This is a genomic window from Streptomyces sp. NPDC007945 (assembly GCF_042958885.1).
GTDB lineage: Bacteria > Actinomycetota > Actinomycetes > Streptomycetales > Streptomycetaceae > Streptomyces.
In genome coordinates this window covers 67803-87155 of sequence record NZ_JBIBJV010000011.1, presented here as the reverse complement: position 1 = coordinate 87155, position 19353 = coordinate 67803, and the positions used below count along the sequence as shown (strand labels likewise).

At 72.3% G+C, this 19353-nt stretch carries 17 protein-coding genes; 10 read left to right on the top strand and 7 right to left on the bottom strand.

Going from position 1 to position 19353, the window contains the following annotated elements; genetic code table 11:
* Positions 1 to 96 precede the first annotated feature (96 nt).
* The 5 genes from ACFZCF_RS28235 to ACFZCF_RS28215 all read left to right on the top strand — a co-directional run bounded on the left by ACFZCF_RS28235 (position 97) and on the right by ACFZCF_RS28215 (position 4151).
* Complete coding sequence (locus ACFZCF_RS28235) at positions 97 to 1071, top strand: ribose-phosphate diphosphokinase (RefSeq protein ID WP_189950666.1); 975 nt, start codon at positions 97 to 99, stop codon at positions 1069 to 1071.
* A gap of 256 nt (positions 1072 to 1327) precedes the next feature.
* Positions 1328 to 1918 carry a 50S ribosomal protein L25/general stress protein Ctc gene (locus ACFZCF_RS28230; RefSeq protein ID WP_388449180.1) on the top strand — a complete coding sequence of 197 codons (591 nt, stop codon included), beginning with the start codon at positions 1328 to 1330 and terminating at the stop codon, positions 1916 to 1918.
* Positions 1919 to 2023: 105 nt separating this feature from the next.
* Positions 2024 to 2620 carry an aminoacyl-tRNA hydrolase gene (pth, locus tag ACFZCF_RS28225; RefSeq protein WP_189950671.1) on the top strand — a complete coding sequence of 199 codons (597 nt, stop codon included), beginning with the start codon at positions 2024 to 2026 and terminating at the stop codon, positions 2618 to 2620.
* Between the two features lie 39 nt (positions 2621 to 2659).
* Positions 2660 to 3103 (top strand): hypothetical protein, encoded by a 444-nt coding sequence (locus tag ACFZCF_RS28220; RefSeq protein ID WP_388449183.1) that lies wholly within the window; start codon positions 2660 to 2662, stop codon positions 3101 to 3103.
* 142 nt (positions 3104 to 3245) lie between these two features.
* Positions 3246 to 4151, top strand: coding sequence for an LPXTG cell wall anchor domain-containing protein (locus ACFZCF_RS28215; protein ID WP_391289699.1), 906 nt, complete (start codon positions 3246 to 3248; stop codon positions 4149 to 4151).
* A gap of 72 nt (positions 4152 to 4223) precedes the next feature.
* On the opposite strand, the gene ppc is transcribed toward ACFZCF_RS28215, so the two are convergent.
* Positions 4224 to 6953: a phosphoenolpyruvate carboxylase gene (gene ppc, locus ACFZCF_RS28210; RefSeq protein WP_388449187.1), complete on the bottom strand. Its 2730-nt coding sequence runs from the start codon at positions 6951 to 6953 to the stop codon at positions 4224 to 4226.
* A 264-nt stretch (positions 6954 to 7217) separates the two neighbouring features.
* Here ppc and ACFZCF_RS28205 point away from each other — a divergent pair, with 264 nt between their 5' ends.
* The 4 genes from ACFZCF_RS28205 (at position 7218) to ACFZCF_RS28190 (ending at position 12737) form a co-directional block, all read left to right on the top strand.
* Positions 7218 to 8183, top strand: coding sequence for an acyl-CoA desaturase (locus tag ACFZCF_RS28205; protein ID WP_388449284.1), 966 nt, complete (start codon positions 7218 to 7220; stop codon positions 8181 to 8183).
* On the top strand, positions 8183 to 8875 hold the full coding sequence (locus ACFZCF_RS28200) for a TetR/AcrR family transcriptional regulator (RefSeq protein ID WP_388449285.1): 693 nt from the start codon (positions 8183 to 8185) through the stop codon (positions 8873 to 8875). The genes ACFZCF_RS28205 and ACFZCF_RS28200 overlap by 1 nt, the downstream gene beginning before the upstream one ends.
* 260 nt (positions 8876 to 9135) lie before the next feature.
* Complete coding sequence (locus ACFZCF_RS28195; RefSeq protein WP_391289696.1) at positions 9136 to 10851, top strand: FG-GAP-like repeat-containing protein; 1716 nt, start codon at positions 9136 to 9138, stop codon at positions 10849 to 10851.
* Positions 10852 to 11027: 176 nt separating this feature from the next.
* The gene (locus tag ACFZCF_RS28190) at positions 11028 to 12737 is read left to right on the top strand and encodes an FG-GAP-like repeat-containing protein (protein ID WP_391289694.1); all 1710 of its coding nucleotides are present in this window, start codon (positions 11028 to 11030) and stop codon (positions 12735 to 12737) included.
* A 73-nt stretch (positions 12738 to 12810) separates the two neighbouring features.
* Here ACFZCF_RS28190 and ACFZCF_RS28185 read toward each other — a convergent pair whose 3' ends face one another.
* Positions 12811 to 13665, bottom strand: a complete 855-nt coding sequence (locus ACFZCF_RS28185; protein WP_391289692.1) for a trans-aconitate 2-methyltransferase — start codon at positions 13663 to 13665, stop codon at positions 12811 to 12813.
* A gap of 161 nt (positions 13666 to 13826) precedes the next feature.
* On the opposite strand from ACFZCF_RS28185, the gene ACFZCF_RS28180 reads away from it, so the two are divergent.
* Positions 13827 to 14324 (top strand): MarR family winged helix-turn-helix transcriptional regulator, encoded by a 498-nt coding sequence (locus ACFZCF_RS28180; protein ID WP_169093547.1) that lies wholly within the window; start codon positions 13827 to 13829, stop codon positions 14322 to 14324.
* Here the strand turns inward: ACFZCF_RS28180 and ACFZCF_RS28175 are convergent.
* The 5 genes from ACFZCF_RS28175 to ACFZCF_RS28155 form a co-directional block, all read right to left on the bottom strand.
* Positions 14283 to 15074 carry a LuxR C-terminal-related transcriptional regulator gene (locus ACFZCF_RS28175; RefSeq protein ID WP_391289690.1) on the bottom strand — a complete coding sequence of 264 codons (792 nt, stop codon included), beginning with the start codon at positions 15072 to 15074 and terminating at the stop codon, positions 14283 to 14285. The two genes, ACFZCF_RS28180 and ACFZCF_RS28175, sit on opposite strands and share 42 nt — an antisense overlap.
* A 262-nt stretch (positions 15075 to 15336) precedes the next feature.
* A complete protein-coding gene (gene galK, locus ACFZCF_RS28170; RefSeq protein WP_388449198.1) occupies positions 15337 to 16485 on the bottom strand; it encodes a galactokinase in 1149 nt (382 codons plus the stop codon).
* Positions 16482 to 17477 (bottom strand): UDP-glucose 4-epimerase GalE, encoded by a 996-nt coding sequence (gene galE, locus ACFZCF_RS28165; protein WP_388449200.1) that lies wholly within the window; start codon positions 17475 to 17477, stop codon positions 16482 to 16484. Before galE ends, galK begins: the two co-directional genes overlap by 4 nt.
* Positions 17474 to 18517 carry a galactose-1-phosphate uridylyltransferase gene (gene galT, locus ACFZCF_RS28160; RefSeq protein ID WP_388449202.1) on the bottom strand — a complete coding sequence of 348 codons (1044 nt, stop codon included), beginning with the start codon at positions 18515 to 18517 and terminating at the stop codon, positions 17474 to 17476. The genes galE and galT overlap by 4 nt, the downstream gene beginning before the upstream one ends.
* A gap of 98 nt (positions 18518 to 18615) precedes the next feature.
* On the bottom strand, positions 18616 to 19299 hold the full coding sequence (locus ACFZCF_RS28155; RefSeq protein WP_388449204.1) for a LuxR C-terminal-related transcriptional regulator: 684 nt from the start codon (positions 19297 to 19299) through the stop codon (positions 18616 to 18618).
* Positions 19300 to 19353: the final 54 nt, after the last annotated feature.

The window sequence follows — 19353 nt, the reverse complement described above, 5'->3', positions numbered from 1 at the left end:
ATACGTGCACACAAATTCGGCTGGTTCGCACACGCCTCCGGGAGCTCCGGGAGCGCGGGTCTTGCGGCCAGAGAACACGTCTGAGGAGACAGTGCTGTGACCGGGATCAAGACGACCGGCGAGAAGAAGCTGATGCTCTTCTCCGGCCGCGCCCACCCCGAGCTGGCCGAGGAGGTCGCGCACCAGCTGGGTGTCGGTCTCGTTCCGACCAAGGCGTTCGACTTCGCCAACGGTGAGATCTACGTCCGCTTCCAGGAGTCGGCGCGCGGCGCCGACTGCTTCCTGATCCAGAGCCACACGGCTCCGATCAACAAGTGGATCATGGAGCAGCTGATCATGATCGATGCTCTGAAGCGGGCTTCGGCCCGGAGCATCACCGTGATCGTCCCGTCGTACGGCTACGCCCGTCAGGACAAGAAGCACCGTGGCCGCGAGCCGATCTCGGCCCGTCTGGTGGCGGACCTGATGAAGACGGCCGGCGCGGACCGGATCCTGACCGTGGACCTGCACACGGACCAGATCCAGGGCTTCTTCGACGGCCCGGTGGACCACCTGTCGGCGCTGCCGGTGCTGGCGGACTACGTGGGCAGCAAGGTCGACCGCGAGAAGCTGACGATCGTGTCCCCGGACGCGGGCCGCGTGCGGGTCGCCGACCGCTGGTGCGACCGCCTGGACGCGCCGCTGGCGATCGTGCACAAGCGCCGTGACAAGGACGTCGCCAACCAGGTGACGGTCCACGAGGTCGTCGGTGACGTGAAGGGCCGCGTCTGTGTCCTGGTGGACGACATGGTCGACACGGGCGGCACGATCTGCGCGGCGGCCGAGGCGCTCTTCGCGCACGGTGCCGAGGACGTGATCGTGACGGCGACGCACGGCATCCTGTCGGGTCCGGCGGCGGACCGCCTGAAGAACTCCAAGGTGAGCGAGTTCGTGTTCACGGACACGCTGCCGGTGCCCGGCTCGCTGGAGCTGGACAAGATCACGGTGCTGTCGATCGCGCCGACGATCGCGCGCGCGGTGCGCGAGGTGTTCGAGGACGGTTCGGTGACGAGCCTCTTCGAGGAGCACTGAGTCCCGGGTTCCACGACGGAGGGCCGTCTTCCCCGCTCGGGGGAGGCGGCCCTCCGCCGTTCCCGGACCCACAGGCTGGTGATCCATTTGGGGGGCCGGGGTGGGGCGGGTAGACTGCCCTGGTTGCTCGGCGAGGGAGGCCGGTACCCGTTCTCGGGTCGGCGCTCCGTTATCGACGCGCTCTTCGTAGCAGGCCATCGCCAGTCGGCGGCCGGGTGACAGTCGCGTTCGTCACCACCACTTACGAGGAGTGCACATGTCCGAGGTGAAGCTCACCGCCGCCGTCCGCACCGAGTTCGGCAAGGGCGCCGCCCGCAAGATCCGCCGTTCCGGCAACGTCCCCGCGGTCGTCTACGGCCACGGTTCGGACCCGATCCACCTGACGCTGCCGACGCACCAGACCACGCTGGCGCTGCGTACCCCGAACGTCCTGCTGGCCCTGGACATCGAGGGCAAGGGCTCCGAGCTGGCCATCCCGAAGGCCGCCCAGCGCGACCCGCTGAAGGGTGACCTGGAGCACGTCGACCTCCTCCTCGTGAAGCGCGGCGAGAAGGTCACCGTCGAGATCGTCGTCGAGACCGAGGGCGACCTGGCCCCGGGTGCCTTCCTGGTCGAGAACGTGCTGAACACGCTCTCCGTCGAGGCCGAGGCCACCCACATCCCGGAGTCCGTCACGGTCTCCATCGCGGGTCTGTCCGCCGGTGACTCGATCCACGCCAAGGACATCGCGCTGCCGAAGGGCACCGCCCTGGTGACGGACCCCGAGGCCGTCGTCATCCAGATCCTGGCCGCCCAGGCCGAGGAGCCGGCCGCCGAGGGCGCCGGCGACGAGGCCGCCGAGGCCTGAGCCGTAGGCTCTTGTCCGACGTGACGGGGTGACGGGCCGTGCTGCGGTCCGTCACCCCGTTTCGCTGTGTCCGTTTCCCTGTGTCCGGTGAATGAGGAGAGTGCGATGACCGACGACGCGAACGCGCCCTGGCTGATCGTGGGCCTCGGCAATCCGGGGCCGGAGTACGCGGGAAACCGCCACAACATCGGCTTCATGGTGGTGGATCTGCTGGCGGAGCGGATCGGCGGGAAGTTCAAGCGGGCGCAGAAGGCGCAGGCGCAGGTCGTGGAGGGCCGGCTGGGGCCGGTGGGCCCGGCGAACCGGCGGGTGGTGCTGGCGAAGCCGATGTCGTACATGAACCTGTCCGGTGGGCCGGTGACGGCGCTGCGGGACTTCTACAAGGTGCCGACCGCGCACGTGGTGGCGGTCCACGACGAGCTGGACATCGACTACGCGACGCTGCGGCTGAAGCTGGGCGGCGGGGACAACGGGCACAACGGCCTGAAGTCGATGACGAAGGCGATGGGTGCGGACTACCACCGGGTGCGGTGCGGGATCGGGCGTCCGCCGGGCCGGATGCAGGTGGCGGACTTCGTGCTGAAGGACTTCTCGTCGACCGAGCGCAAGGAGCTGGACTGGTTCGTGGACCGGTCGGCGGACGCGGTGGAGTGCCTGGTGACGGAGGGCCTGGAGCGGGCGCAGTCGGCGTACAACTCCTGACGGTCGTCTTTCGGCCGTACGACTGTACGATCGCGGGTCATGACGCACGTCCGGAACGCCGCCATGGCCCTCGTCGCCGTCCTGCTCGTCGTCGCGGGGGTGTGGGCGTCGTGGGCGTCGGCGCAGCACGTGCTCCTTTCGAAGGGCCGTGAGCACGGGACCCTGACCGTGACGGGGTGCGGGGACGAGCGGTGCGGCGGCGCGTACGTGCCGGAGGTCGCGGGTGCGCCGCGGCGGACGCTGACGATCGAGCGGTCGGTGGCGGTGGAGCCGGGTGCGGTGATCCCGGTGGTGGTGAAGCCGGGCACGGACGAGGGCGTACGGGCCGGCTGGGGCGGCGGGCTGCACGCCTGGCTGCCGTTGGGCGGGGCGCTGGTCCTGGCGGCTCCGCTGGTGGCGGGGGGTCTGCGGCTGCGGCGCACGGCGTGGTCGCTGGCGGGCGCGGGGGCGGCGTTGTGGGTGGCGGCGTTCCTGGCGCTGTGAGCGGCGCCAAAGTGCAACCGGTTTCAACCAGTTGATGGTGGGATCGTTATGCACCTCTGGGTTAAGCGTGGCTCAAAGCGACGGATAGGCTGCCCCCGCCACCTCCCACGGCATCCCTCATCCCACAGATGGACGACTGCACATGCGACGTTCCCTCATTCCTGCCGCCACGCTCGTGGCGGCCATGGCGGGCTCTCTGGCTCTGGCGCCGGCGGCTTCCGCCTCCAGCGGTGTCTACGACCTCGAGCTGCACCAGAAGACGCCGATCAAGGCGGCCGAGTTCGAGCAGGGCGAGTGCCCGGACACCATCCCGGCCGGCAAGGACGGGTGGCACTTCGTGATCCCCGGCGGCGGCACGGACTTCGTGAAGCTGACGGTCACGTTCGACAACGGCGCCCCCATCGAGATCACGTCCTTCGGCCCGCCGAAGGACGACCACGCGTACGTGGCCTCGGACGCCGGTGCGGAGCTGACCTCGGCGGTCGCGACGGTCAAGGGTGAGCGGGTGAAGTTCTTCAACCTCTCCCACACCTGCGCCGCGGAGGGCGAGGAGACCACCGGTGGCACCGCCACCGGTGAGACCACGACCGGTGAGACCACCACGGGCGAAACCACGACCGGCGAGACCACCACGGGTGAGACCACCGCCACCGGTGAGACCACCGCCACGGGTGAGACCACCTCGACCGGTGAGGCCACCGCCACGGGTGAGACCACCTCGACCGGCGAGACCACCGCCACCGGCGAGACCACCTCGACCGGTGAGGCCACCGCCACGGGCGAGACCACCTCGACCGGTGAGACCACCGCCACCGGCGGCTCCTCCGCCACCGGCGAGACCACCGCCACGGGTGGGACCGCCACGACCGGTGAGGCCGCCACCGGTGACGTCAAGGGTGGGACCGACACCAAGGGCGGCTCCGAGGAGGGCAACCTCGCGGAGACCGGTTCGAGCGCGCCGGTCGGCGTGATCGCCGGCGTCGCCGCCGCGCTCGCCGCGGCCGGCGCGTTCCTGGTGCTGCGCCGTCGCAAGGCCGCGCAGGGCTGACGTACTCCGTCGCGTGAAGCGAAGTGCCCCCACGGGATTCCCGTGGGGGCACTTCTCGTGGGTCCGGCGGCGTCAGCCGGTGTTGCGCAGGCCCGCGGCGACGCCGTTGACCGTGAGCAGCAGGGCCCGCGCGAGGAGCGGGTCCGGCTCGTGGCCGGCCTCGGCGTCGGCGCGCTGGCGGGCGAGGAGGGCGACCTGGAGGTAGGAGATCGGGTCCAGGTAGGCGTCGCGGATGGCGAAGGTCTGCTGGAGGACGGGGTGGGAGTCGAGCAGCTTCTCGCCGCCGGTCACCTTGAGGACCTCCTCGACCGTGAGCGCGTGCTCCGCCTCGATGGTCTCGAAGACGTGCTTGAGCTCGTCGGGGACGAGGGTGTCGACGTAGTGGCGGGCGATCCGCAGGTCCGTCTTCGCGAGGGTCATCTCCACGTTGGAGAGGAAGTTGCGGAAGAAGTGCCACTGCTCGTACATCTCGCCGAGGACCGCGTCGAGGCCGGCCTCGCGGAGCGCCTTGAGGCCGGATCCGACGCCGAACCAGCCGGGGACGATCTGGCGGGACTGGGTCCAGCCGAAGACCCACGGGATGGCGCGGAGTCCGTCAAGTCCCGCGCCGGAGTCGGGCCGGCGGGAGGGCCGGGAGCCGAGGTGCAGGTCGGCGAGCTGGTCGACGGGGGTGGCCGCGAAGAAGTACGCGGGGAGGTCGGGGTCCTCGACGAGCTTGCGGTAGGCGGTGTGGGCGGCGTCGGAGACGGTGTCCATGGCCGCGTCCCAGCGGGCCAGCGCCTCCTGGGACTGGCGCGGCGCGGTGTGCAGGGCGGAGGCCTGCAGGGTGGCGGCGACGGTGAGTTCGAGGTTCTCGCGGGCCAGCGACGGGATGAGGTACTTGTCGGAGATGACCTCGCCCTGCTCGGTGACCTTGATCTCGCCCTCCAGGGTGCCCCAGGGCTGGGCGAGGATCGCGTCGTGCGAGGGGCCACCGCCGCGGCCGACGGTGCCGCCGCGGCCGTGGAACAGCCTCAGCCGGACCCCGTAGCGGTGGGCGACGTCCCTCAGCCTCCGCTGGGCGCGGTGGATCTCCCACTGGCTGGTGGTGATGCCGCCGAACTTGGAGGAGTCGGAGTAGCCGAGCATGACCTCCTGGACGTCGCCGCGGAGCGCGACGAGGCGTCGGTAGGAGGGGTCGGCGAGCATGTCGTTGAGGATGACGTCGGCGGCCTTGAGCTCGTCGGTGGTCTCCAGGAGCGGCACGATGCCGATCTTGGCCCAGCCGGCGTGCAGGTCGATGAGGCCGGCCTCGCGGGCGAGGACGGTGGCGGCGAAGACGTCGTCGGCGCCCTGGCACATCGAGATGATGTAGGACTCGATGACCTCGGGGCCGAAGCGCTCGAAGGCTTCCTTGACGGTGTGGAAGACGCCGAGGGTCTTCTGGCCGGGGGCGTCGAGCGGGGCCGGGGTGGGGGCGAGCGGCCGGCGGGAGCGGAGTTCCTTGGCGAGGAGCTTCTGCCGGTAGTCGCGGGGCATGTCGGCGTACCGCCAGGACTCCTCGCCGAGGCGGTCGAAGAGCTGGCCGAGGGCGTGGTGGTGGGCGTCGGCGTGTTCGCGGACGTCCATGGTGGCGAGCTGGAGGCCGAAGGCGGCGAGGGTGCGGATGGTGCGGTCCATCCGGCCGTCGGCGAAGAGGCCGCCGCGGTGTTCGCGCAGGGAGGTCTGGATGAGGGTGAGGTCCTGGACGAGCTCGGCGGTGCCGAGGTAGTCGCGGCCCTCCTGGTGGGGGGTGCCTGCGGCGAGGCGCTCGCGGGTGTTGAGGAGCTTCTGGCGGATGCAGGTGGCCTTGAGGCGGTACGGCTCCTCGGCGTTGAGCCGCTTGTAGCGCGGGCTGATCTCGGGGAGGAGGTCGAGGTCGCGCTGGAGGGAGTCCAGGAGTTCCTGGGTGGCTCCGGTGTAGCGGATGGAGTTGGAGAGGAGGCCGCGGAGGAAGTCGATGAGCTCCAGGGCGTCGGTGATGCCGTGCTCGTGCTGGAGGATCAGGACGTCCCAGGTGACCTGGGGGGTCACGTTCGGGTTGCCGTCGCGGTCGCCGCCGATCCAGGTGCCGAAGGTGAGGGGGCGGGTGCCGGCGGGCAGCTCGTAGCCGACGCGCTCCAGCTCGGCGGCGAGGTCCTCCAGGACGTCGCCGACGGCTCCCGCGTGGAGCTCGTCGAGGTAGTAGATGGCGTTGCGGGCCTCGTCGGCGGGCTCCGGGCGGACGACGCGGAGTTCGTCGGTCTGCCAGATGAGGTCGATGTTCTCGGCGAGGCGGAGGTCGTGGCGGCGCCGGTCGGCCTCGATGACGGGGCTCTCCAGGAGGGCGCCGATGCGGCGGAGCTTGTTGAGGACGGAGCGGCGGGCGGCCTCGGTGGGGTGCGCGGTGAAGACGGGCCGCACGTTGAGGTTCTTGATCGTCTCGCGGACGTGGGCGGGGTCGCCGTCCTTGAGCATGTCGGCGGTGCGGGCCAGGAGGCTGCCGTCGGCGGCGCGCTTCTCGCGGAGCTCGCGGCCGCGGTGGACCTGCTCGGTGACGTTCGCCAGGTGGAAGTAGGTGGAGAAGGCGCGGACGAGCTTGGCCGCCGTCTCCAGTTCGACGCCGCGGAGCAGCTCGGCGGCGGCGTCGCCGTCCTCACGGGTGAGTCGCCGGACCTTCTCGACGAGGTCGAGGAGGTCGTGGCCCTCCTGGCGTACGAGGGTCTCGCCGAGGAGGTCGCCCAGTCGGCGGATGTCGGCGCGCAGCTCGGCGTTGGTGGTGGGAGTCTGGTCGGCACTGCTCACAGGTGTGGCTCCTTGCAGTGTTCAAGCACGTCTGGAGGGTTCTGGAGGCTTGCGGACCGCGCTGTCCGGCGTCCCCAGGATAGGTGTCCATTCCCTGGACGTCGGCGAGCCCCCCGCTTGTGCCCTCTTGCCGGGCGCCGTCACGCTGCCATACTTACGTTGCCGTAGGTTACGCAGCCGTAGCCTCGACGCGGCCGATTCCGGCCGTGCCTTCATCCTCTCCCTCACCCCCCAGGGGACACACGTATGACCATCACCCCCGACATGACTTCGGCGTCCGAGACGCAGGATCAAGCCCAGGCCCTGCCCGCCGCCACGCTCGGCGGCGACCGCAAGGGGTCCGTCGAGCAGCTCGCACTGGGGCTGTTCATCGTGGTGCCGTTCGCGGCGCTCGTCGCGGCGGTGCCGCTGGCCTGGGGGTGGGGGGTGAGCTGGCTGGATCTCGGGCTGATGACGGCGATGTACTTCATCGGCTGTCACGGCATCACGATCGGTTTCCACCGGTACTTCACGCACGGCTCGTTCAAGGCGAAGCGGCCGCTGCGGATCGCGCTGGCGATCATGGGTTCGCTGGCGGTGGAGGGGCCGCTGGTGCGGTGGGTGGCGGATCACCGCAAGCACCACAAGTTCTCGGACGCGGACGGCGACCCGCACTCGCCGTGGCGGTTCGGCGAGACGGTCCCGGCACTGCTGAAGGGCCTGTGGTGGGCGCACATCGGCTGGATGTTCGACGAGGAGCGGACGCCGCAGCACAAGTACGCACCGGATCTGATCAAGGACCGGGCGATCCGGCGGATCTCGCGGCAGTTCATGCTGTGGACGATCGTGTCGCTGGCGATCCCGCCGGTGATCGGCGGGCTGGTGACGTGGTCGTGGTGGGGCGCGTTCACGGCGTTCTTCTGGGGCTCGCTGGTCCGGGTCTGCCTGCTGCACCACGTGACCTGGTCGATCAACTCGATCTGCCACGCGGTGGGCAAGCGTCCTTTCAAGTCGCGTGACCGTTCGGGGAACGTGTGGTGGCTGGCGGTGTTGTCCTGCGGCGAGTCGTGGCACAACCTGCACCACGCGGAGCCGACCTCGGCGCGGCACGGCGTGCTGAAGGGACAGATCGACTCCAGCGCCCGGTTGATCCGCTGGTTCGAGCAGGCCGGCTGGGCGTACGACGTGCGGTGGCCGGCGCGGTCCCGTATCGACGCCCGGCGCCAGTCGGCGTCCGCCGACGCGGCATGATGGAGGACGTGGCGATCGACGGCAGTTCCAGCAGCACCAGCGGTCCGGGCGGCACCGGGGCGAAGCCCCGGCGGAGCCGCCGGGTGCGGATGACCGGTGCGGAGCGCCGGGAGCAGCTTCTGGACATCGGCCGGACGCTCTTCGCCGAGAAGGGGTTCGAGGGCACGTCGGTGGAGGAGATCGCGGCGAAGGCCGGGGTCTCGAAGCCGGTGGTGTACGAGCACTTCGGCGGCAAGGAGGGGCTGTACGCGGTCGTGGTCGACCGGGAGATGCGTCAGCTCCTCGACGGGGTGACGGGCGCGCTGACCGCGGGCCACCCCCGGGAACTGCTCGAACAGGCGGCGTTCGCGCTGCTCGACTACATCGAGAACTACACGGACGGGTTCCGGATCCTGGTCCGGGACTCGCCGGTGGCCCAGTCCACGGGCACGTTCGCCTCGCTGATCAGTGACATCGCCACGCAGGTCGAGGACATCCTGGGTCTGGAGTTCAAGGCGCGCGGCTTCGACCCGAAGCTGGCGCCGCTGTACGCGCAGGCGCTGGTCGGCAGCGTGGCGCTGACCGGCCAGTGGTGGCTGGACGTCCGCAAGCCGAAGAAGGCGGAGGTCGCGGCGCACCTGGTGAACCTGGCGTGGCACGGCCTGGACGGCCTGGAGCAGAAGCCGCGGCTGATAGGGCACCGGAAGAGCTGACCCGGCGCGCCGGTCCGGGCCCGGGTCCGCGGGCCGGTGTCCGGGCGCCCGGCCGCGGTCGCCGGGGCCGGTGCCCGGTCCGGGCGGGGTCCGCCGACCTGACGGATCCCGAAAAGATTCGTTGCCGTATCAACGTTCAAGGTTATGATCCCCCCACATCCGGGGGGGTGTCCGCCCTCCGCGCGTGCCTTCTGCCGCGCGGAGCAGGAGCGGAACCCTGCCCTGGATCCTGTTCTCACGTTCCCCAGGGGGGGATCACTTTGCGTACCGCTTTCTCCCTGCGCGGCCGCCGGATCGCCGCGTGCACCGCTCTCGCCCTCTCCGCCGGCATGCTGCTGGCGTCCCCGGCCGTGGCACAGCCCACGCCCCCGCCGACCGCGGAGCAGCCGCGTCACGCCGCGACCCCGCTGCCCGACCTCGACCTGTCCCCGCTGCGCGCGGGCGCGACCGCCCGGACCGCCGAGGCGGGCGACCCGCTGGCGTCGCGGTTCGACGTGGACGGGGACGGTTTCACGGACATTCTGCTGCGCGACTGGAACGACCAGCTCGGCGTCGTGACCAGCGGTCCGGGTGACAGCAACGTGTGGACGCGCTACGGCACCGACGAGCTCCCGATGGACCTGGTCCCGCTCGGCGACCAGAACGGCAACGGGCAGCCCGAGGTGCTGGTGCTGACCAAGTACGGCAAGGCCGAGCTGCAGGGCGACGCCTCGCTGTACGGTGCCACCCACTACTGGACCGGCAGCGGCTGGAACGTCTACAACAAGGTCTTCTCCCCCGGTGACGTCGACGGCGACGGACGCTTCGACCTGCTGGCCCGCCAGCACAACGGGGACCTGTACTTCTACCGGGGCACCGGCAACCCCTCCGCGCCGTTCTCGGCCCGCGTGAAGGCGGGTGTCGGCTGGGGCGCCTTCGACCAGCTCGTCGGCATCGGCGACAACGACGGCGACGGCCGGGGCGACGCGGTGGCCCGCACGCCGGACGGCACCCTGTACTTCTACGGCAGCACGGGCGTGAAGACGAACCCGTTCAAGCCGAAGAAGCAGCTCGGCGGCGGCTGGAACACGTACAACCAGCTCGTCTCCGTCGACGACACCAACGCGGACGGTTTCGCGGACCTGTTCGCGCGGGGCGTGGACGGCTCCCTCTGGGTGTACAACGGCCGGGGCAACGGCACCTTCGCCACCAGGGGCCGGATCGCGTCGGCCGGCAGCTTCATCGGGGTCGACCAGTTCGCCGGCTCCGGCGCCAACGCCCACGCGGGCAAGAAGTCGCTGCTGGCACGGACGCCCGGGGGCACCCTCTACTGGTACGGGGCGACGAACAACGGCAAGCTGACCGCACGCAAGCCCGTCGAGGGCAACGTGTCGGGCCTCACGGTGGGCTATGCCGCCTCCCTCGACAAGGCCAGCTTCGGCGACCTCTTCCTCCTCGCCGGCGGCACCCTGTACACCGAGGGGTGGAACGGCGGCGGGTGGGGCTCGTACAACCACGTCTTCGGCCCCGGCGACCTGAACGGCGACGGCAAGGGCGACCTGCTGGCCCGCGACCGCTCCGGCGTCCTGTATCTGATGCGGGGCAACGGCGAGGGCACCGGCTTCGCCTCGCGGATCCGGGTCGGCAGCGGCTGGGGCGCGTACAACCGCCTGATCGGCGCCGGCGACGTCTCCGGCGACGGCCGCGCGGACGTCCTCGCGCGGGACGGTTCGGGCACCCTGTGGCTGTACAAGGGCACGGGCGTGTCGACGCGTCCGTTCGCGACCCGGCAGAAGGTCGGCGGCGGCTGGAACACCTACCGGCAGATCGTCGCCCCGGGCGACGTGGACGGCGACGGCCGCGCGGACCTGCTCGCGACGACGTCCGGGGGCACGCTGTACCGCTACCACGCGACGGGCTCCCGGGTCGCGACGGCCACCTTCGCCACGCGTGCCGCGGTCGGCGGCGGCTGGCAGGCCTACTCGAACCTGTACTGATCCGCGTCGCCCCGGCGCCGGCATCCGTTCGTCCGGATGTCGGCGCCGGGCGCTACACTCACGCACACACGGGGAGAGGTGTTCGCCCTTCGCACGCGAGTGCGTCGCGCAGGCGTGCGAACCCACCCCGGTACCCACATCTTCATGTTCCCCAGGGGGGGATACCTTTGCGTTCCATGTTCTCCGGGCGCGGCCGCCGCGTCGCCGCGTGCACCGCCCTCGCCCTTTCCGCCGGCATGCTGCTGGCCACCCCCGCCTCGGCCGACGACGTCGTTCCGTCGAAGTCGCGCGCCCTCGCCGAGCGGAAGCAGGACCACAAGCCCACGCAGCGGAGCCTGACGCTGCCTCAGACCGGCGCCGCCCGCGCGGACGCGCAGGCCGCCGAGGCCGCCTCGCCGCTCCTGTCGGACCTGGACGGCGACGGCTTCGAGGACCTCATCTACCGCGACACCTTCGGTTTCCTGAACGCGGTCACGGCCACCGGCCTGTCCCCGTTCGGCGAGATCGAGACCGTCGTGAAGGACGTCGTGCCGATCGGCAACCAGGTCGGGGACGAGCGGCCCGAGGTGCTGACGGTCAGCGAGACCGGCGCGCTCGTCATGTACCGCGACAACAACGAGTTCGGCAGCCAGGACGCGGACGGTAACCCGCGCCCGGGCACCTTCGTGGGCGGCGGCTGGCAGACCTACAACAAGGTCTTCTCCCCCGGCGACGTGAACGGTGACGGCCGTGCCGACGTCCTCGGCCGCGCCAAGACCGGCCAGCTGTACCTGTACCTCGGCACCGGCAGCGCGGACAAGCCGCTGAGCGGCCGGACCCTGATCGGCCCCGGCTGGAACAAGTTCGACCAGCTCATCGGCGTCGGCGACGGCAACGGCGACGGCCACGCCGACCTGTACGCCCGCTACCCCGACGGCCAGATGGTCTTCTACCCGGGCACCGGCGTCGTCGCCCGGCCCTTCGGCGCCCCCAAGGCCATCGGCGGCGGCTGGCAGGCGTACACCCAGATCGTGGCGGGCGGGAGCGGCAGCCTCCTCGGCCGCGCCCTGGACGGCACGCTCTTCTTCTACGCCCCGAAGGGTGACGGCACCCTCGCGGGCCGCGTGCAGGAGGGCGACAAGGGCGCCTGGTCGGACGCCGCGCAGATCGCCAACGCGGGCAGCATCCCGTACCTGGGCCGCACGGGCGTCAACGCCATCACCTCGAACGGCACCTGGTACTGGTACGACAACCTGACGACGGGCCGGCTCAGCTCCCGTACCCTCGTCTCCGGGCCGGACGCGTTCATGGCGAGCCTGAACCTCTTCACCGTCTCCTCGCTGAACGACGACGTCGTCGGCGACGACGCCTACATCATCGACGGCCGACTGTTCATCGACGGTGAGGACATCGGTGGCGGCTGGAACGCCTTCACCTCGATCGTCGGCCCCGGCGACCTGACCGGCGACGGCAAGGGCGACCTCGTCGCCCGCGACCGCTCCGGCGTCCTGTGGCTCTACAAGGGCAACGGCCTGGGCACCGGCTTCGCGCCGCGCGTGAGCATCGGCGGCGGCTGGAACGGCTTCAACAAGCTCCTCGGCGCCGGCGACTACACCGGTGACGGCCTCACCGACCTGGTGGCCCGCACCACCGGCGGCGACCTGTACGTCTACCCGGGCACCGGCAACGCCAGCGGCGTCTTCGGGGCCCGCAAGCTGGTCGGCAGCGGCTGGAACACCTTCAAGCGCCTCACGGCCCCCGGCGACCTGAACGCCGACGGCAAGAGCGACCTCCTCGGCGTCAACAGCGCGGGCGAGCTCTACCCCTACCTGAACACCTCGTCGGCCCGCTTCGCCAAGCAGAAGAGCGCCGGCACCGGCTACCAGGTCTACAACAAGTTCGACTGACCCTCGGGTCGGGCCCGTCAGCCGCCCCCGCACCGGTTCCCTCCGGTGCGGGGGCGGCCGCGTTTCCGGGGGGTCAGGCGGGCTTGCGGGCGACGGCGAAGACGCGGCGGAAGGGGAAGACCGTGCCGTCGGGGCCCGGGGGGTAGGCCTCGCGGAGGAGGTCGCGGTACTGGGCGAGGAAGGTGTCGACGGCTTCCCGGTCGTCGCCGAGGGTGGTGAGGACGGGGCGCAGGGCGGTGCCCTTGACCCAGTCGAGGACGGGGTCCTCGCCCTGGAGCAGCTGGCAGTAGACGGTCTCCCAGACGTCGGTCTCGCAGCCGAGGGCGGTGAGCCGGGTGAGGTAGTCGGCGGCCTCCAGGATGTGGACGAAGCGGCGGCCCTGGCCGGCGAGCCGGCCGCGCCACTCGGGGCGGGCGCAGAGTTCGCCGAGGAGGGCGTGGCTGGGGGAGGTGAAGTTGCCGGGGACCTGGAAGGCGAGGACGCCGCCGGGGCGCAGTCCTTCGATCCAGGCGGCGAAGGACTCGGGGTGGTTGGGGACCCACTGGAGGGCGGCGTTGGAGACGATCAGGTCATAGGGCTCGGTGGGGGTCCAGTGGGCGGCGTCGGCGAGGCGGAAGTCGATCCAGCCGCCGCCGGAGGTGCTGCCGGCCCAGTCCTTCTCGGCCTGCTGGAGCATCTCGGGCGAGAGGTCGAAGCCGGTGATGTGGGCGTCGGGCCAGCGGTCGGCGAGGAGGGCGGTGACGTTGCCGGGCCCGCAGCCGAGGTCGGCGACGCGGGCGGGGCGGCCGTGGTCGGGGAGGGACGGTATTCGCTGGAGGAGGTCGAGGAAGGGGCGGGTGCGGTGGGTGGAGTGGCGGAGGTACTGGTGGGGGTCCCAGACAGGTGCGGCCGCGGAACTCTCGGCCGGCGCGAACGGCACGGAATGCATGTTCGAAGTCCCCTTGCAGGAGTGAGTCGGCGAAACGGAACCGGTTCCGGCCGGGTCCCTTCCCCACCTTTCGGCCAAATATATCTTGACATCAAGATTCACGATATCGAGAAACTCTAACCCAAGAGACTTTATGTCAACAGACCCTCTACACTGATCACATGGAGGACGAGGTCGACCGACTGGTCGCTGCATGGCGCCGCGAGCGCCCGGACCTCGACGTGGAGCCGTTGGAGGTCCTCAGCCGCGTCTCCCGGCTGGCCCGGCACCTCGACCGCGCGCGCCGGCTCGCCTTCTCGGAGCACCAGCTGGAGCCCTGGGAGTTCGACGTCCTCACCTCGCTGCGCCGGGCCGGAGCCCCGTACCAGCTCTCCCCCGGCCAGCTCCTCACCCAGACCCTGGTGACCTCCGGCACGATGACCAACCGCATCGACCGGCTCACCAAGAAGGGCCTGGTCGAGCGGCTCCCCGACCCCAGCGACCGGCGCGGGGTCCTGGTCCGCCTCACCCCCGAGGGACGCGACCGCGCCGACGAGGCGCTCGCCGGGCTGCTCGCCCAGGAGCGCGCCATCCTCGCCCAGCTGTCCCGCCCCCAGCGCGCGGAACTGGCCACCCTGCTACGCCGGCTGACCGCCCCGTTCGACAACGTCCCCGGCTAGCGCCGGCAGCGGCGCCGGGCCCACGCCCGCCCGCCGCGCCAAGGCCACCGCCGCGAGCGTCGAGTGGACGCCCAGCTTCCCCAGCACGTTCTGCATGTGCGTGCGGACGGTGTGCGGGGAGAGGAAGAGGCGCTCCGCCACCGCCTTGCGGCCCAGGCCCGCCACCATGCAGCGCAGCACCTCCCGCTCCCGCGGCGTCAGCGACTCCACGAGCCGCTCGCTCTCCGTCCGGTGCCGCCGGGCCGCCGTCAGCTCCCGCAGCACCCCCGTCAGCAGCGCCGGCGGCAGATGCGTCTCGTCCCGCAGCACCCCCCGCACCACGGCGAGCAGCCGCTGGAGCGAGGAGTCCTTCGCCACCCAGCCGGAGGCCCCGGCCTGCAGCGCCAGCGCGGCGCGCCGGGGGTCGTCCCGCTCGGCCAGCACGATCGTGCGCACCGCCGGCTGGGCCTTCCGCACCCCCGCGACCAGCGCGATCCCGTCCACCACGGGCTCGCCCTCGGCGGCCTGCGGGGCGGCCTGCGGCATCGTGGCGGCCCCGGGCGGCACGCCCAGGTCGGCGTCGACGAGCAGGACGTCGAACCGGCGCCCCTCCGCGACGCCCCGGTCCAGACAGCGCATGGCGGCGGGACCGGTGCCCGCCGCGGCGACGTCGACGTCCGGCTCGGCCGCGAGCGCGGCGGCCAGCGACTCGGCGAAGACGCGGTGGTCGTCCACCACCAGGACGCGGATTCGTGCCACGGACACCCCCAAGTGTCGAGGAGAGGCCGGCGCGGTACGGCGCCGAGGGGGGCGGGTCCGTCGGGCCACGGCCGCCGCCGTGACCAGACCTGTACCCCGCTCCCGGCGCCGTACCCGACGGGTCTCGCTCCCCTGAACGGCACCGGCCCCCACCGGTGCTGCCCCACAGAGTAGGGGCAGGGCGGCACCGTGGGGGCCGATGGGCGGAAGTGTCCGAAGTCGACCGTCCGTGTCGTTCACCGGGGCGCGGGGCCCGGTCGAACGGACGACCGGGTCAGAGGCGGCGGGCACCCGCCGAGGGTACGGCCGGGAAGATCCCCGGCTCCGCGTACCCGGCGGCCTCGAAGGCCTTCCGGACCGCCGCCGCGACGTCCTCCGCCCGGTCCGCCTCGACCAGGACCACCGCCGAGCCGCCGAAGCCGCCGCCGGTCATCCGGGCGCCGAGCGCCCCGGCGGCGTTCGCCGCCTCGACCACCAGGTCCAGCTCGGCGCAGGAGACCCGCAGGTCGTCCCGGAGCGAGGCGTGGCCCTCGGTGAGGAGCGGGCCGACCGCGCGGGTCGCGCCCGCGTCCAGCAGGGCGATCACCCGGGCCACCCGGTCGTTGTCCGACACCACGTGCCGCACGTACCGCAGAATCGTCCCGTCGCTCAGACGGTCGAGCGCGGCGGGCAGATGCGCGGCGTCCACCTCGCGCAGGGCCCGCACCCCGAGCGCCCGCGCGCCCGCTTCACAACCGGCGCGCCGCTCCGCGTACGCGCCGTCCCCGAGCGCGTGCTTCACCCGGGTGTCGACGACCAGCAGCGCGAGCCCCTCGGCGGCGAGGTCGAAGGGCACCTGACGGTAGGACAGGTCCCGGGTGTCCAGGTGGAGGGCGTGGCCCTCCTCGGCGCACGCGGAGGCCATCTGGTCCATGACCCCGCAGGGCACGCCGACGAAGGCGTTCTCGGCGCGCTGGGCGATCCGGGCCAGCTCGGGCCGGGTGAGCCCGAGCTCGAAGAGGTCGGCGAGGGCGAGGGCGGTGACGACCTCCAGGGCCGCCGAGGAGGAGAGCCCGGCGCCGGTCGGCACGGTGGAGACGAGGTGCACGTCGGCGCCGCCGATCGCGTGCCCGGCCTCCCGCAGCGCCCAGACGACGCCGGCCGGATAGGCGGCCCAGCCGCCGCCGGAGAGGGGTTCCAGCTCCGCCACGTCGAGCTGGACGATGCCGCCGGCCCCGAAGTCGGCGGACCCGGAGTGCAGCCGCAGGACGCCGTCGTCGCGGCGGGAGACGGCGGCGACGGTGGTGTGCGGCAGGGCGAGCGGCAGCACGAAGCCGTCGTTGAAGTCGGTGTACTCCCCGATGAGGTTGACCCGCCCGGGGGCGGCCCACACCCCGTCGGGCGCGGCGCCGTACAGCGCCTCGAAGTCGGCGGCGACGCTCATGCGCCCTCCTCCTGGTGGCGGTGCCGGGCGAAGGCCCAGGCGTCGGCGACGACGTCCGCCAGGTCGGGGCGGGACGGGATCCAGCCGAGCCGCTCGCGGGCGGTGTCGGCGGAGGCGACGAGGACGGCCGGGTCGCCGGGGCGGCGCTCGGCGGCGATCTCCGGGATCGGGTGGCCGGTGACCTTGCGGACGGTCTCGACGACCTCGCGGACGGAGAAGCCGTTGCCGTTGCCGAGGTTGCAGACCAGGTGCTCGCCGGCCGGCACGTCGCCGCGGGTCATGGCGTCGAGGGCCAGGAGGTGGGCCTCGGCGAGGTCGGCGACGTGGATGTAGTCGCGGACGCAGGTGCCGTCGGGGGTCGGGTAGTCGTCGCCGTAGACGGAGATCGCCTCGCGGCGGCCGAGGGCGACCTGGAGGACCAGCGGGATGAGGTGCGACTCGGGGTCGTGGCGTTCGCCGAGCCCTCCGTACGCCCCGGCGACGTTGAAGTAGCGCAGCGAGGCGGCGGCGAGGCCGTGGGCGGCGCACTCGCCGGTGATCATGTGGTCGACGGCCAGCTTGCTCGCCCCGTAGGGGCTGGTGGGGGCGGTGGCGGCGGTCTCGGTGATCGGGACGGCGGCGGGCTCGCCGTAGGTGGCGGCGGTGGAGGAGAAGACCAGCCTGCGGACCCCGGCCGCGCGCATCGCGGCGAGCAGCGCCATGGTGCCGCCGACGTTGTTCTCCCAGTACTTCTCCGGCCGGGCGACGGATTCGCCGACCTGCGAGTACGCGGCGAAGTGGAGGACGCCGTCGTAGGAGCCGTCGAGCCAGCGGGCGGCGTCCTGGACGCGGCCCTCGATGAACTCGGCGCCGGCCGGGACGCCCTCCCGGAAGCCGGTCGAGAGGTCGTCGAGGACGGTGACCCGGTCCCCCCGCTCCAGGAGGTGGGCGGCGACCGTGCCGCCCACGTACCCCGCTCCGCCCGTGACCAGGTACCTCTTGGTCGTCGTCATGCGCTTGCCACCTCTCGGATGCGCCGGGCCGCGTCCTCCGGCCGGATGTCGTTCATGAACGCGCCCATGCCGGACTCGGTGCCCGCGAGGAACTTCAGCTTGCCGGAGGCGCGCCGGACCGTGAACAGCTCCAGGTGCAGCCCGAAGTCCTCCCGCCGCTCGTCCGTGAACGGCGCCTGGTGCCAGGCGGCGATGTAGGGCGTGGGCGGCTCCGCCGGGCCGAAGATCCGGTCGAAGCGCCTCAAGAGTTCCAGATGGACCTGTGCGAACTCCGACCGGGCGGCCTCGTCGAGGCCGAGCAGGTCGGGGACGCGCCGCCGCGGGTGGAGGTGGACCTCGTACGGCCACTTGGCGGCGTACGGCACGAAGGCGATCCAGTGGTCGGTCTCCAGGACGACGCGCTCGGCGTCGGCGCGCTCGCGGGCGACGAGGTCGTCGAAGAGGTTCCGGCCGGTCTCCCGGCGGTGCTCGTCGATGCGGCGGCGCATCAGGGCGGTGCGGGGGGTGACGTACGGGAAGGCGTAGATCTGGCCGTGGGCGTGGGGCAGGGTGACGCCGATCTCCCGGCCTCGGTTCTCGAAGCAGTAGACCTGCTGGACGCCGGGGAGGGCGGAGAGGGCGGCGGTGCGGTCGGTCCAGGCGTCGAGGACGAGGCGGGCCCGCTCCTCGGTGAGGTCGGCGAAGGAGGCGGTGTGGTCGTCGGTGAAGCAGACGACCTCGCACCGGCCGACGCCGCCGGAGAGGGCGGGGAAGCGGTTCTCGAAGACCGCGACCTCGTAGCTCTCCTCGGGGATCTCGCTCTCGTGTCCGTCCCTGGCCGGGCAGAGCGGGCAGGCGTCGGCCGGCGGGAGGTAGGTGCGGGTCTGCCGGTGGGAGGCGACGGCGACGTGCTCGCCGGTCAGCTCGTCGTACCGGATCTCCGAGCGGGAGGAGACGGGGGCGAGGGGGCGCGGGTCGACGGCGGTGCGGGCGCGGTCGTCGCGATGGTCGTAGTAGATGAGCTCGCGCCCGTCGGCGAGCGTGGTGACGGTCTTCTTCACAGGGTGCCCTCCGGGCGCGAACAAACAGAACCACGCACAAAGAATCACAATCGAACATCGAGGTCAAGGGTGCGGCCCCGGGACCCCTCCGGGGGGACTCAGTGCGCCGTGCGCTGTCGCGGCACCGCCCGGTCCAGAAGACCGGTCCTGGCCGCCAGCGCCGCGGCCTCCAGCCGCGACCCGACGCCCAGCTTCATCAGCACCCGCTGCACGTGCGTCCGCGCCGTGCTCGGCGCGATCCCCATCCCCGCCGCGATCAGCCGGGTGTCCTCGCCCTCCGCGACCCGCACCAGGACCTCCACCTCGCGGTGGGTCAGCAGGGCCAGCAGCCGCTGCGCCTCGTCGTCCGGCTGCGCCGCCGGGTTCAGCAGCTCCGCGAAGGCCCCGGCCAGCAGCTGCGGCGCCACCGCCGCCTCCCCCGCGCGCGCCTTCAGCAGCGCCCGCTCGACGCCCTCGATCCGCTCGTCGTGGCGGACGTACCCGGACGCCCCGGCGGCGAAGGCGGCGGCGATCCCGCGCGGCGACGGCACCGGGCCGAGGACGACGACGGCCACCTGCGGCCGCTCCCGCTTGATCCGCGCGACCGGCTCGAAGGCCCCGGCGGCGGCCGGCGCCGCCGTGCCGAAGAGGCAGACCTCGGGGGCCCGGCCGACCACGACCTCCGCCGCCCCGGCGGCCGGCGCGGCCGCCGCGAGCACCCGGTGCCCGCGCAGCTTCAGCGCCGAGGCGAGCGCCTCCGCGTGCAGGCGGTGGTCGTCCACGACCACGAGCCGAACGCCCATCCCGTCGTCCCCCTCCCCCGGGCGTGCCGTCCCCCGGCAGCCCTGATCCCGGCA

What these genes read in the sequence shown, in the direction of transcription:
- ACFZCF_RS28230 (WP_388449180.1), top strand. Translation starts at nt 1,328, where the DNA reads ATGTCCGAGGTGAAGCTCACCGCCGCCGTCCGCACCGAGTTCGGCAAG.
- pth (WP_189950671.1), top strand. Translation starts at nt 2,024, where the DNA reads ATGACCGACGACGCGAACGCGCCCTGGCTGATCGTGGGCCTCGGCAAT.
- ACFZCF_RS28220 (WP_388449183.1), top strand. Translation starts at nt 2,660, where the DNA reads ATGACGCACGTCCGGAACGCCGCCATGGCCCTCGTCGCCGTCCTGCTC.
- ACFZCF_RS28215 (WP_391289699.1), top strand. Translation starts at nt 3,246, where the DNA reads ATGCGACGTTCCCTCATTCCTGCCGCCACGCTCGTGGCGGCCATGGCG.
- ACFZCF_RS28205 (WP_388449284.1), top strand. Translation starts at nt 7,218, where the DNA reads ATGACTTCGGCGTCCGAGACGCAGGATCAAGCCCAGGCCCTGCCCGCC.
- ACFZCF_RS28200 (WP_388449285.1), top strand. Translation starts at nt 8,183, where the DNA reads ATGGAGGACGTGGCGATCGACGGCAGTTCCAGCAGCACCAGCGGTCCG.
- ACFZCF_RS28190 (WP_391289694.1), top strand. Translation starts at nt 11,028, where the DNA reads ATGTTCTCCGGGCGCGGCCGCCGCGTCGCCGCGTGCACCGCCCTCGCC.
- ACFZCF_RS28185 (WP_391289692.1), bottom strand. Translation starts at nt 13,665, where the DNA reads ATGCATTCCGTGCCGTTCGCGCCGGCCGAGAGTTCCGCGGCCGCACCT.
- ACFZCF_RS28180 (WP_169093547.1), top strand. Translation starts at nt 13,827, where the DNA reads ATGGAGGACGAGGTCGACCGACTGGTCGCTGCATGGCGCCGCGAGCGC.
- galK (WP_388449198.1), bottom strand. Translation starts at nt 16,485, where the DNA reads ATGAGCGTCGCCGCCGACTTCGAGGCGCTGTACGGCGCCGCGCCCGAC.
- galE (WP_388449200.1), bottom strand. Translation starts at nt 17,477, where the DNA reads ATGACGACGACCAAGAGGTACCTGGTCACGGGCGGAGCGGGGTACGTG.
- ACFZCF_RS28155 (WP_388449204.1), bottom strand. Translation starts at nt 19,299, where the DNA reads ATGGGCGTTCGGCTCGTGGTCGTGGACGACCACCGCCTGCACGCGGAG.